This is a genomic window from Halanaerobium hydrogeniformans (genome assembly GCF_000166415.1).
Taxonomy (GTDB): Bacteria; Bacillota; Halanaerobiia; order Halanaerobiales; family Halanaerobiaceae; genus Halanaerobium; species Halanaerobium hydrogeniformans.
Window position 1 is genome coordinate 58,126 of sequence record NC_014654.1, and the last position, 13,098, is coordinate 71,223.

General features: G+C 28.8%; 11 protein-coding genes and 1 pseudogene. 10 read left to right on the forward strand and 2 right to left on the reverse strand.

The window, feature by feature from the left end:
* Positions 1-338: 338 nt before the first annotated feature.
* Positions 339-1,699 (reverse strand): annotated as a pseudogene (locus tag HALSA_RS13215) (DDE-type integrase/transposase/recombinase).
* A gap of 89 nt (positions 1,700-1,788) precedes the next feature.
* Here HALSA_RS13215 and HALSA_RS00270 point away from each other — a divergent pair.
* The 6 genes from HALSA_RS00270 (at position 1,789) to HALSA_RS00295 (ending at position 7,681) form a co-directional block, all read left to right on the forward strand.
* A complete protein-coding gene (locus HALSA_RS00270; protein ID WP_013404650.1) occupies positions 1,789-3,069 on the forward strand; it encodes a glycosyltransferase in 1,281 nt (426 codons plus the stop codon).
* A 245-nt stretch (positions 3,070-3,314) separates the two neighbouring features.
* Entirely contained in the window at positions 3,315-3,614 is a 300-nt protein-coding gene (locus HALSA_RS00275) for a transposase (protein ID WP_041595729.1), read from the forward strand.
* Positions 3,615-3,849: 235 nt separating this feature from the next.
* Positions 3,850-4,527 (forward strand): IS3 family transposase, encoded by a 678-nt coding sequence (locus HALSA_RS00280; RefSeq protein ID WP_238524785.1) that lies wholly within the window; start codon positions 3,850-3,852, stop codon positions 4,525-4,527.
* Positions 4,528-4,779: 252 nt separating this feature from the next.
* The gene (locus HALSA_RS00285; RefSeq protein ID WP_013404651.1) at positions 4,780-5,652 is read left to right on the forward strand and encodes a ParB N-terminal domain-containing protein; all 873 of its coding nucleotides are present in this window, start codon (positions 4,780-4,782) and stop codon (positions 5,650-5,652) included.
* 555 nt (positions 5,653-6,207) lie between these two features.
* Positions 6,208-6,444 carry an integrase core domain-containing protein gene (locus HALSA_RS13265; protein ID WP_420795047.1) on the forward strand — a complete coding sequence of 79 codons (237 nt, stop codon included), beginning with the start codon at positions 6,208-6,210 and terminating at the stop codon, positions 6,442-6,444.
* A 122-nt stretch (positions 6,445-6,566) separates the two neighbouring features.
* Positions 6,567-7,681 (forward strand): IS3 family transposase gene (locus HALSA_RS00295; protein WP_095522090.1). Its coding sequence is split into 2 segments (ribosomal slippage): positions 6,567-6,804 and positions 6,804-7,681, totalling 1,116 coding nucleotides; the frame shifts between segments, so codons are not numbered across the junction.
* Between the two features lie 55 nt (positions 7,682-7,736).
* Here the strand turns inward: HALSA_RS00295 and HALSA_RS00300 are convergent.
* On the reverse strand, positions 7,737-8,780 hold the full coding sequence (locus tag HALSA_RS00300; protein WP_013404654.1) for an IS30-like element ISHahy11 family transposase: 1,044 nt from the start codon (positions 8,778-8,780) through the stop codon (positions 7,737-7,739).
* Between the two features lie 151 nt (positions 8,781-8,931).
* Between HALSA_RS00300 and HALSA_RS00305 the strand changes: the two genes are divergently transcribed.
* The 4 genes from HALSA_RS00305 (at position 8,932) to HALSA_RS00325 (ending at position 13,045) form a co-directional block, all read left to right on the forward strand.
* Positions 8,932-9,408, forward strand: a complete 477-nt coding sequence (locus tag HALSA_RS00305) for an integrase core domain-containing protein (protein WP_274377472.1) — start codon at positions 8,932-8,934, stop codon at positions 9,406-9,408.
* 233 nt (positions 9,409-9,641) lie between these two features.
* Positions 9,642-10,813, forward strand: a protein-coding gene (locus tag HALSA_RS00315) for an IS3 family transposase (protein WP_095522091.1) whose coding sequence is annotated in 2 segments (ribosomal slippage) — positions 9,642-9,900 and positions 9,900-10,813 — 1,173 coding nt in all. Because the reading frame shifts where the segments join, the coding sequence is not laid out codon by codon here.
* Between the two features lie 61 nt (positions 10,814-10,874).
* Complete coding sequence (locus HALSA_RS00320) at positions 10,875-11,936, forward strand: EpsG family protein (protein ID WP_041595731.1); 1,062 nt, start codon at positions 10,875-10,877, stop codon at positions 11,934-11,936.
* Positions 11,937-11,974: 38 nt separating this feature from the next.
* Positions 11,975-13,045, forward strand: a complete 1,071-nt coding sequence (locus HALSA_RS00325) for a glycosyltransferase (protein WP_041595732.1) — start codon at positions 11,975-11,977, stop codon at positions 13,043-13,045.
* Positions 13,046-13,098 lie beyond the last annotated feature (53 nt).

Below are 13,098 nucleotides of genomic sequence, written 5' to 3' on the forward strand. Positions count from 1 at the left end.
AAGCATTATTAATATAAGAGAAAGTTAAACTATTTGTGTCTAGATTATTGACTTAGATCCAAATGTGATGTTGTTTGATTATAAATATTGCACTTTCAGGGATAAGATTAAATCAAATACCATATAACTTAACAGAACGGGAATAATGATAACGTCAAATAAAATATGATAGTTACCACAAAATGTAAGTAAATAGTAATCGAGCATCACTAATTACGATTATAATGGAAATGATCAGAATGTCAAAAGTTTTAAGTTGTAAATAAAGTAAGAAAATGGTATCTGGTGATTATAAATATCTAAAGAGATAAAACATGGATTTTCTAAAAGATATTTAATTACCTATCAGTTTTGGTGATCCATCTGATAAGTTGGGCCCAGGATTCGATAGGCTGACCTCTTGCTCCTACTACTATCAGTGGTGGTTTATCATTAAAGGAACTATGAGGTTTTAAATAATTGAAATAGAGCTGATAAAGAGTTATATGAGCAAGTGCACCATCAAAAGAGCTAAAGCTTTTATGGCGTTTGTAATGGGCTTTATAAATACCGAAAAACCTTTCAATGATGTTTTTATAAGGCCTGTAAATCTCATCTGAGTTATCATTATTAGTAAATAGACCCTTAAGTTGTTTGTGGTCAATATTGGTTTTCAAAAACACTCTAGCAGCATGGACAGCAGCTCTGCAAACTGGAGCCATATCAGTAATTAGAACAAAGTTTTGCTCTTGATATTGGTCGATGATTCTTTTTAAAATGGTTATTGCACCTTTAGCATCGCGCTGTTTTGAAAGATGCTGAGCGATAACACAGCCATTTTCACCATCTATGGCAGTAAAGAGATAATGCCAGCTACCTTTGATTTTAATATATGTTTCATCAACAGCAACAATACCAGATAAGGGCAAATCAAGATTATTGATTTTAGGAGCAAGTCTGTAAGCTAAAGAGACAGTCCAGTTTTGGATGGTTTGAGCTGAAGGTGAAACACCATAGGCAAGTTTAAGAGCTCTTTCAGCCTGTCTTAAAGAAAGACCAAGACTGACATAAAAGTCAATAGCTTTAGAGATGGTAAAGTTTCCATAGTGAGAATGATCAAGGTTAACAGGTTCTTTATTAGGTTTGGAAACTTCAAGCTTATTGATATCAAAATTATAGGCTCTGTAGCGATAACGCTTATGTTCATTTTTCCATTTAGAACAGTCATCATTGCGGCATTTATACTTGGTAAAATGCTTGCGCTTTTTCTCTTTAGCAAGAGCATAGTTGCAGAAAGGACAGCGATATGTAGGGTGGTTCTTAGGTTTTTTAGGTTTCTTAGGAGCCCACTGATGTTTACAGAGTTTACACTGGAACTTTTGGTATCCATCTGGATCATGACCGAAACTGTAGAGATATTTTTTGGGAGCTCCACATTGAGAGCACTCCTCAACCTTTACAGTTAGAGGTTTATTGCGATTAACAGGCTGAATAGTTTCACCATTTTTTCAGCTTCAGCTAGAATATCGCGATAGTCAACCTGATTATATTCTATAATAGGTTGTGGGTCATCAAAACTGTTAAATTTAGTATAACTATCATCGAGTTTATTATTGGGTTCAAAATCAACCTGGAAAAGTCTGGACGAAAAAAGATAGGTCAAAAGAACAAAATTCATGATAGGTTTAAGCAGGAAATTAGGTATTTTTCGAGAAAACATAACTTACATCCCTTCCTTTCTGGGTCTAGTAGGTTGTGACTTTCTCAATTACTATTTACTAGCTCAGGGGGAGGGGATTCCTTCTTTTTATGGAGATTCCTAGCCTGACAACTATGATAACTATTAATATTTTTGAAAAAACTATTAGATTTGACGTAACAGGAATAATATATGGAGGTATTTCAATGAAAAAGAATGTTGCTTTATTAGTTGGAAAATTAACTGGAGGAGGAGCTGAAAAAATTGCTGCTAATTTGTCATTACAATTAAGTGTAAAATATAATATTTATATATTTGTTTATAATGAAACTAAAAACACTTATTCTCATAAAGGCAAAGTTATAAAAGTTGAAAGCAATACATCAAAAAATATTTTTGGAAAAGCCTATTATTTATATAAAAGAGTAAATAACTTAAAGAAATTAAAGAAAAAATTCAAAATCGATATTACAATTAGTTTTTTAGACCACGCTAATTTTTTAAATATCTTTTCAAGATATAACGATAAAGTATTGATTTCAGAACATAATTATATTAATGCCGATAAAGGTAATTTAAGTAAAAGAGGTGCATTTTTTAGATTTTTTTATAATAGAGCAGATGAAATAGTTGTCGTGTCAAAAGGAATTAAAAATAATTTGATAAATAATTTTAACATTAATCCAACAAAAATCACTAATATTTATAACTCTTTTGAAATCAAAAAGATTAACAGATTATCTCAAAAAACTATTGAAAATAAGTACAATGATATTTTTAATAATCCATGTATTATTAATGTTGGTAGTCTATCTAAACAAAAAGGTCAATGGTTTTTAATAAGAATATTTAAATTAGTCAAGGAAGAAATCCTAGATGTAAAGCTAGTTATTTTAGGACAAGGTTCTATGGAAGAATATTTAAAAAATTTAACTAATAAATTAAACTTAGAAGATGATGTATATTTTTTAGGGTTTAAAGATAATCCGTATAAATACATTAGAAACTCAGATGTTTTTGCATTTACTTCTTTATTTGAAGGGTTTGGGAATGTATTAATAGAATCAATGGCTTCTGGTACTCCTGTAATTTCAACAGATTGTAAACATGGCCCAAGAGAGATTATGACTAATGAAATTTTAGAAAAAAAATTAAAAGATGTTGAATATACAAAATATGGTGTATTAACTCCAGTATTTAGTAATAAAATTTTAAATTATGATGACCAGTTTACTGAACAGGAAATTAAATATTCAAAAGCTTTAATCAAAATTCTAAAGGATGAAAATTTAAGAAAAGATTTCATTAATAACCAACAAAATATAATGAATAAATTTGATTTAACAAAAATCAGTAAAAAGTGGGAAGAATTAATAGAATTTAATTTATAAAATTAATGAATTTTGGTATTTGAATTTTCTGATTTAAAATATGACACAAACATTAGAAATAATTGAAATTATCAATAAAAATGTATCTTCAAAACATACATAATATTTCTTTTTATGATATGATAGAAATATTAAGAATCTCTAAATAGTTTTAAGAAGGTTGTTGCGCCCTCTGTGACGCCCCCTAAAGATATTGGACAGATACCAATTTAACATCTTATAATAATTACAGGGGGTAAAAGCAAATGCCTAAAAGTTATGATCCTGAAGAAAAAATGGAAATTGTCCTTCGAGCTATCAAAGGTGAAAAAATATCTGATCTGGTTGATGAATATGATTTCAGCCGTAATTCCATCTATCTATGGAAAAAAGAATTCTTAGATAGAGGTATTAGTAAACTCAGTGGTGAATCTGCTACTGAACAAAAAGCTAAACTTAAGGAAAAAGACAAACAAATTAAAGAGATGGAAAAAATTATTGGCCAGCAGAAAGTCCAGATGGAAATCCTTAAAAAAAGCCCTGGCAGAACTAAATACTGTCGATAAAATCAAGATAATTAATCAGCTTAAATCAGAATATACTGTAGAAGAACTATGCCGAACTTTTAATATAGCCAGGAGCATCTATTATTACCGTCAGAACAATGATCAAAAAGAGAAAGATACTAATACTGAAGATTAACTTTACACTGGTCATCCAGCTTATGATAAAGATGGTAATTTAGTTCCAGAAAAAGAGGTTGTTAAATTAGTTAAAAAGTACTTTGATGAGTCTCCTAATCTGGGCTATAGAATGGTAACTGATTATCTAAACTATACAGAAAATCTAAAAGTTAATCATAAGCGTATTTACCGTATAATGAAAGTCTTAGATCTACTACAGGATAAGAGAGTTCCAAAACCTAAAAATTATCAATTAAAACAAAAACATGAACTCACTGGACCTGACCAGCTCTGGGAGATGGATATGGTCCAGATGTACATAGATAACAGTGGCCAGTGGGTATATATGTTTGATATTATTGATGTATTTACCAGAGAGATTGTAGGTCATCATGAAGGATTAAGATGCCGCACAAAAGTAGCTCTTAAAGCCCTTGAAAAGGCAATAGAAAATCGGAATACTGATAATCTAATATTAAGAACTGATAATGGTACCCAGTTTAGAAGTCGAGAGTTTCAGACCAGGATTAGAGAGCTTGATATATCTCATGAAAGAACAATGGTAAACACACCAGAAGAAAACGCCCATATTGAGAGCTTTCACGGCACATTAAAAAGAGCTGAAGTATATCAAAAACATTACCGCAGCATAACCCACTGCAGGAATTCTATTGCTAAATTTATTGATAAATACAACAATAGGAGACCACATTCATCTGTTGGTAAAATACCACCAGCAGTTTATCATAAAAATGTTCTTAACAACTTAGTTTCAGGAATTAGATTTGCTGCATAAGCAGTTAATTTATTGAAAAAACTATGTTTAACAAATCATATTAAAGTTTGTCCAAGATTAGAGGGGCTAGCTCAAAGGCTTATATAGTAATATAAAAGATAATAGGAAAATATCATCCTGAATATTTTAATTCTAATAACAATAAATGTTTAATTTTGAATACTAAGTAGTAAAAGAATACCACATGATAGGTGTAATAAATCTAAATTTATTATCGAAAGAGTGATAAAAATCAGAAATATGAGAAAAGATATGGAGAAATTTATCGAAACTTTTGAAGAAGTAGGTATTAAAGGAACTTTGGAGAAATCTATTAAGTCGATTAAGTTTAGGCTAGTTAATAAACTGTTGAGAGCTTCTTATAGAAGTTATATAGAAATAAGGGGTAAATATAATATTGGTTTTAGTGATGAATATGGAGCAGAAATTATAAAGAATCCATATCAAGTGGTTATAGTTCCAATAGATTTAATTGAATATTGTATATCTCCATATGCAACATCTCACATTTCTTTTATCAAAAATAAAGATGTAAATGAATATAATCCCCCCGCAAGACAAACTGTTAGACCTATAAAAAATTTATTTATAACGGAAGCAAAAATAAAAGGGTTGATAATCAATGGTGATTGGGATGTAAATAGGTTTAACTTTTTTGATGATTCAATAACCCACAGTGCTTTTAGAGAACGATTTTTACAGAATAAACTTTGGTCAGACACATTATATTATAAAAGATTACAAATATTATTAAATAAAAAAGGCTGTGGCAGAGGTAATACTAAAACTTTTGAAGAATATAAGAAAAAGTATCTAAAAAAATGGGATAACTTATATCAAGATATAAAGAATAATGGCTATAAAACTCAAAAAGAATTAGGGAAATCATCTATTGCAAAAGAGATTGAAGTTGGTATTTCTAGAAAAGGAGAAATATTACTTATAGATGGAAAACATAGATTTTCTATTGCTAAGATTTTAGATATAGAAAAAATTCCAGTAATAGTTAATGTGTGGCAGAAAGAATACATAGAATGGCTTAAGGAGAATAAAGATATAAGTAATGTAACTCCTAAGATAGCCATGGAACCTATATTGGATGGAAAGATTGAAGAGATAGAGTAGTATATAAATATAACGAAGTAAGTTTACTCAAAAGTAAATGCTAAAATTAATGTTTTAAGAAAATGATTGTTGAAATTTATCATTCAGGCAGTTCATTAACTGATGTGGAACGTGAATATGGAGTAACAAGAGTGACAATATAAATGGTTCAAAGAATACAGTGAGATAGAATTTAATGAAAACACCACATTAACTAAAAAATAAATGCTTAAAATTCAAAAAGAAAATAAAAAATTAATGGAAAAGCACAGACATTATAGCAGCAGTAATTCTAATTTTAACGCATCTGAGATTAATAAAATATGGGTGACCGATATTACATATATTCATACTTTAAAAGATGGTTGTTGTTATCTTGCCTCAGTGATGGATCTATTTACAAAAAAATGTTGGATATTCATTTTCTAAGACAATGAATATTAAATAATTCTAGAAACTTTAAATAGAGCCTATAGCAAACAAAAACCAGGAAACAAAGTAATTATACATTCAAATATAGGAACTCATCAATATATACCAGATATTTTTAGAAAAGAATCTAAAGATTTAGGTTTTATTCAGTCTTTTTTTTCTAAAGGCAATCCATACAATAATGAAGTAATAGAGTCATTTCATGCAATTATTAAAAAAGAAGAAGTTCATCATAGAAAATATTATAGAGATTATCATTATGCTTATTTATCTATATTTCAATTTATTGAAAGCTGGTATAATAGAAAAAGAATACACAGCAGCATTGATTATATGACTCCTAATGAATTTGAAAAGAAAGCATTATTAAAATACCAGTAAATTAAAAATATTCATTTCTAGAATATTGAATTAGAAACTGGATCGGGTATAATTAATTAAACAGTTTTTTCTCGGACATGATATAATAAGATAATAACAAACTAATAATGGAGTAAAATATCATGCCTACTAGATATCCTGAAGAAATCAAAAGAAAAGTTGTTACTCTGGCTAATAATGGTAAAAATCAGACTGAAATTCTTAAAGAATACGGAATAGCAAGGTCCACACTTCATAAATGGATAAAACACTATAACAACTCTGGATCATTTAAAGCAAAAGATAATAGAACTGATAAAGAAAACGAATTAATCAAATTACAAAAAGAAAATAAGCAGCTTAAAATGGAGAATGATATTTTAAAGCAAGCGGCGCTGATAATGGGACGAAAGTAGCAGTTATTAAGGTAAACAGGGATAAATACAGTATTAGCGCTATGTGCAGAGCACTCAATATATCAAGGGGTATGATTTATTATACCCTTAAAGAAAACCAGGTTAATGTTGGACTAGAAAGCGAAGTGATTTCAATTCACAAAACAAGTAGAAATCACTATGGAACCAGAAAAATCAAAAGAGAATTAGCTAAAAAAGGTTATCAGGTATCTAAACGCAAAATAGGTAAAATAATGAAAAAATATAATCTGGTTTCCACTTATACTAAAAAGCAATACAAAGTTCATTCTCCAAAATGTAATGAAGATAAAATTGCCAATGTTGTAAACAGAGAATTTAATAAAGCAGAAGCTTTAGACGTTGTTGTCAGTGATCTAACCTATGTTAATGTAAAAGGTAAATGGAACTATAGCTGCCTGATAATTGATCTCTTTAACCGCGAATTTATAGGTTATGCAGCAGGTAAAAAGAAAAATGCTGAATTAGTAACTGAAGCTTTTAAAAGTATTAAAAGGCCACTGGATCAGATTAATATTTTACATACTGACAGAGGCAATGAATTCAAAAATAAAGCTATTGATGATATTTTAGACAGCTTCGATATTAAGCGTTCTTTAAGCAATAAAGGATGCCCATATGATAATGCAGTTGCAGAAGCAGCCTTTAAAGTAGTTAAGACTGAATTTGCTTATGATAGAATATTTAATAGCTTTGAAGAGCTGGAATATGAGCTATTTGACTATGTTAACTGGTATAATAACCACAGAATCCACGGGTCGTTAGATTACCTAACACCTGTTGAATATAGATATTTAATGTTCGATCTTAAATTGCAATATTAAATGCAACACTAATAGAAAAACCTAGTATAACGAAGTATATTATATTTAAAACTATTTATACATCGCTGATAATAGATTGAAGTTCTTTTTGGAATAATTCATTTGGAGTAAAATAATTCAATAATTTTCTTGGATAATTATTACACCAATTTTGTATTCTTTGAATTTGTTTTTCTGTATATTTACTTATTTGTTCTCCTTTAGGAATGAATCGTCTAATGAGACCATTGTGTCTTTCATTAGTGCCTCTTTCCCAAGCTGAATAGGGATGAGCATAGTAAACATTAATATCGTGATTATGTAAATTAGTAAATTCAGTTCCATTATCAGCCGTAATTGTTTTAAATAGCTTATTAAAAACATTAGAATATTGAACTTTTAGCTTTTTAATTGCTTGATCTACAGCAGCAGAGCTCTTATCTTCTAAAACTCTAATCAAATGTTGACGAGTAGTTCTTTCGGTAATTGTCAAAAGAACATTGTCTTTGGCTCTAGTGCCTCTAACAGTATCAATTTCCCAGTGGCCAAATTCTTTTCGGTCATCAACTGTTTCTGGTCTTTCTTCAATACTTTTACCCTTAAGTCTTTTATGCTTTCTTTTATTAGGAACTCTTTTTTTTCTACGAACTTTAAGCTGAAGATCAATATTTTTAACATCTAGTAGATTTTGGTCTATATAATTATACAAAGTTTTAGCAGATACCATTTTATCTTTAGTAAATTTATTATTTTTCAGAGCATGGCCAACAACAACATCTGGAGACCAACTATTTTCTAAAATCATCTTTTCTGCATAATTTAGAAATGTTTCTACTTTAAGTAATTTATGTTTATTACCGCAGTGAGAACGATTTTTCTCATAAACAGCCTGACCAGTTTCAGGGAAATACTGCTCATAGGTAGACAGATCATAGTTTAGTTGAGTTGTGGTGCCTTTTTTAATTTCACGATTAATAGTACTGGGAGATCTTCCTAATTTTTCAGCAATCTTTCTTTGAGAATATCCTTCTTGCAAAAAAGCAGCAATTTTGCCTCTTTCGTAAGAAGAAAGATGTTTAAAAGTTCTTTGAGTTGTGGTATTATCTTTAGTATGAGCCATAGCTTAAACCTCCATATGATTTTGTTTGGTCACTTATATCATACTAGGTTTTTAGCTATGGTTCTAATTTTTTTGTCTGTTGCATTTAATTTTACAATGAACCGTCAATTTTCAATTAATAAAAGGGTCAAATTTCACTTGACAAAAACACATAGATAACAGTGGCCAGTGGGTATATATGTTTGATATTATTGATGTATTTACCAGAGAGATTGTAGGTCATCATGAAGGATTAAGATGCCGCACAAAAGAAGCTCTTAAAGCCCTTGAAAAGGCAATAGAAAATCGGAATACTGATAATCTAATATTAAGAACTGATAATGGTACCCAGTTTAGAAGTCGAGAGTTTCAGACCAGGATTAGAGAGCTTGATATATCTCATGAAAGAACAATGGTAAACACACCAGAAGAAAACGCCCATATTGAGAGCTTTCACGGCACATTAAAAAGAGCTGAAGTATATCAAAAACATTACCGCAGCATAACCCACTGCAGGAATTCTATTGCTAAATTTGTTGATAAATACAACAATAGGAGACCACATTCATCTGTTGGTAAAATACCACCAGCAGTTTATCATAAAAATGTTCTTAACAACTTAGTTTCAGGAATTAGATTTGCTGCATAAGCAGTTAATTTATTGAAAAACTATGTTTAACAAATACTATTAAAGTTTGTCCAAGATTAGAGGGGCTAGCTCAGTGTTGGGGTGGTACACTTTTCGGTTAGCAGAACATTAATTTTGGTATACTTTTAGTTTAGCATATGCAATTAATTTTTATTTAGATCTAAGCTGTATGACCCTCCCCCGATTTGTAGGACACTGAGTTAAGATATATAATAAACTCAGGAGGTGCCCAAATGGGAAAACGAAGAAGTTACACTGAAGAATTCAAAAGAGATGCTGTTGAACTCAGTCTCAACTCTGATAAATCTGTTAAAGAAATTGCTGAAGATCTCGGCATTAATTATGGTAATCTTAATCGCTGGCGTAGAGAATATAGAAACAAAGGTAAACATGCTTTTCCTGGTAATGGAAAACAGAATTTAACACCTGAACAAAAGAAAATAAAAGAAATTGAAGATGAACTTAGAGAAACCAAATTAGAACGTGATATATTAAAAAAAGCAGTAGGCATCTTTTCGAAAAAACCGAAGTAATCTATGGTTTTATCCGGGACCACAGAGATCAATTCCCTGTGACGAAAATGTGCCAGGTATTAGCAGTTTCCCGGTCAGGTTTCTATGATTGGTTAGATAGAGAACCCAGTCAAAGAGAAATCGAAAATAAGAAACTAAAACTAGAAATAGCTAAAATATACTGGCAGCATAGCGGCCGCTATGGAAGCCCTAGAATACATCGTCAGCTGATAAAAGAAGGTCATAACTGTAATATAAAAAGAGTTGTGAGACTTATGAAAGTAATGGGTCTTAGGGCAATTCAGAAAAAGAAATTCAAAAAGACAACTGATTCAAATCACAACCTACCTTTAAAAGAAAATTTGCTTAATAGAAATTTTGATGTATCTAAGCCTAACAAGGTTTGGGCTTCAGATATTACATATATACCTACAGCTGAAGGCTGGCTTTACTTAGCTGTAGTAATAGATCTTTATTCCCGCAAAATTGTTGGTTGGTCAATTAATAAAAGAATGACCAGACAGCTTGTCATAGACGCTCTTAACATGAGGATAAAAAACAGAAATCCTAAAAAAGGTTTAATATTTCATTCTGATAGAGGCAGCCAGTATGCAAGCCATGATTTTCAGAAAGAACTATGGAAAAATGGTATAAGATCCTCAATGAGTCGCAAAGGAGACTGCTGGGATAATGCAGTAGTAGAAAGTTTCTTCTCCACATTAAAAACAGAATTAATTTATCAAGATAATTATAAAACTAGACAGCAAGCAAGACAGGAAATTTTCCAATATATTGCTGTTTATTACAACAGAATCAGAATGCATTCTACATTAGATTATAAAAGTCCAGAAGACTACGAAAACGAGAGAAAACCATCTAAACTATGTGTCTAATTTAATGGGGAAACCTCAGTAAGATAAATTTAAGATTAAATTATAATAAGGTGTGATTTAATTGGGAACTTATATGACATATATTTTATATTATTCATTAGCAGTAATTCCTGTCTTTTTAGATTCTAAAAGCCAAAAGTATAATTATAATAAGATTTTATTGTTTATTTCATACTTATTTTTATGGTTTTTTGCTGCTTTTAGATATGATGTTGGAAGTGACTATTTTTCATATATAAGAATGTATAATAAAATAGGCAGTAGAGGAATAAGCTGGGCATTAAGTTCTGTGAGAACTGAACCTTTGTATGCAATTTTTAATTGGATAATATATAATGTATTTGAAAATCATAATTTAGTTTTTGTGCTTAGTTCAACAATTTTATTATCTTTGATTTTTTCAGTGATTATAAAAAACAAAAATAAATTATCTGTTGGTTTAAGTTTATTTTTATTTGTTACTACTTTTTATTTGTCTATGTTTACATTTATTAGACTTTCAATTTCTGCAGGAATTATATTTTATTCTTATGAGTATTTAGTTAACAGGAATCCAGTCAAATATTTTTTCTTAATAATTTTAGCTATAGGATTTCATTTTACAGCTATTGTAATGTTGCCAGTTTATTTTATAGTTGATAAAAGACTTAAATTTTTTGTTTTAAAATTTTTGTTTGTATTAATATTTGTGGCTGCTGCTCTAATGCTATTTACTTTTTTTGTAGATATAATTGGTGGTTTTCTTGGTTATGAATATGCTCATAGAGTTGGTAATATTAGAGGAGGTATTAATCAATTAATATTATTTAGTCCAATATTTATTTTTATATTTATTTTTAGAAAAAGATTAATATTATATAATTCTAAAAATATAATATATACTCAAATATTTTGGCTTGGTTCAATATTAATGCTGTTTACTTTATGGCTTGGAATTCTTGATAGAATGGCTGTTTACTTTCAATTTAGTATTATATTATTAATACCTCAAATATTTAAGGTGATGAATAATAAAGAGAAGATTATTTTCCCATATCTTATAGTATTATACTTTTTACTGAGATTTTCATATAGCATATTTGGTAATATGAGCTTGATTCCTTATGAAAATATTATATTTTGAAGGTGATTTAAATTAAATTATTATTATTTCTTTCTAATTTGAATGCTGGAGGGGCACAAAGAGTTATAATAAATTTATTAAAAGCTCTTGATAAAAGTAAATTTAAAATAAAATTAGTTTTATTAGATTATGATGAAAATCAAGCATATTTAGATTTAATACCAAAAGAAGTTGAAATAATAAATATTAACAGAAGAGGCCGATATTCAATAATTAAAATAAAAAATATTATTAAGAAAGAAGAACCAGATATATGTTTTGCTACATTACCACAGGTTTGTAAAGCGGTAATGATCGGACATAAATTATCAGGTTCAAACTCAAAAGTAATTTTTAGAGAATCAAATTATAGGCCAAAAAATAAAATGTTTTTTTTAAATTATATTTTATTAAAATTAGTTTATAGTTACTCTGATTATAATATTGCATTAACTGAAGATTTAAAAAAACAAATAAAGAAACAATATAATATATCAGATAATAAAATAACAACAATATATAACCCTTTAAATATAGAATTAATTCAAAAAAAAATAAAAGATAGTAGTTGTTCATTTGAACAAAATAATTTTAATATAGTTTCATGTGGAAGACTTAGCAAACAAAAAAACTTTTCTATGCTAATTAAATCAATAAAATTAATTAGAGAAGAAAATATTAATAATATAGTTTTATATATTCTAGGAGATGGACCACTAAAAAAACATTTAGAAGGTTTGATTTGGAAATATGATTTGACCAATTCTGTATATTTATTAGGATATAAGAAAAATCCTTTTAAATATATAGCTAATGCAGATTTATTTATTTTATCTTCCTTATATGAAGGGATGCCTAATGTTATATTAGAGTCATTAGCTTGTGGAACACCTATTTTGTCAACTAATTGTCCAACTGGACCTAAAGAAATACTTGAAGAGGATAAATATGGATGGCTTGTTCCAAATGATAATGTTGAAGCTATGTCTAGAAAAATAATTCATTTATATAATAATCCTGAAGAAATTAACAAAAAACAAAAGAAGTTAGATTTAAGAGCAGAAAGGTTTTCAATTAATAATATTGTAAAAGAGTATGAAAATTTATTTTTTAAAGTTTTAGATAAATAGTCTTATAAATTTATAAGAGCAAATAATAATGTTATGAAATAATTTGTTTGTAG

Bases quoted from the DNA above. Each gene is read 5' to 3' on its own strand.
- HALSA_RS00270 (WP_013404650.1), top strand. From the start codon at position 1,789: ATGGAGATTCCTAGCCTGACAACTATGATAACTATTAATATTTTTGAA.
- HALSA_RS00275 (WP_041595729.1), top strand. From the start codon at position 3,315: ATGCCTAAAAGTTATGATCCTGAAGAAAAAATGGAAATTGTCCTTCGA.
- HALSA_RS00285 (WP_013404651.1), top strand. From the start codon at position 4,780: ATGGAGAAATTTATCGAAACTTTTGAAGAAGTAGGTATTAAAGGAACT.
- HALSA_RS00300 (WP_013404654.1), bottom strand. From the start codon at position 8,780: ATGGCTCATACTAAAGATAATACCACAACTCAAAGAACTTTTAAACAT.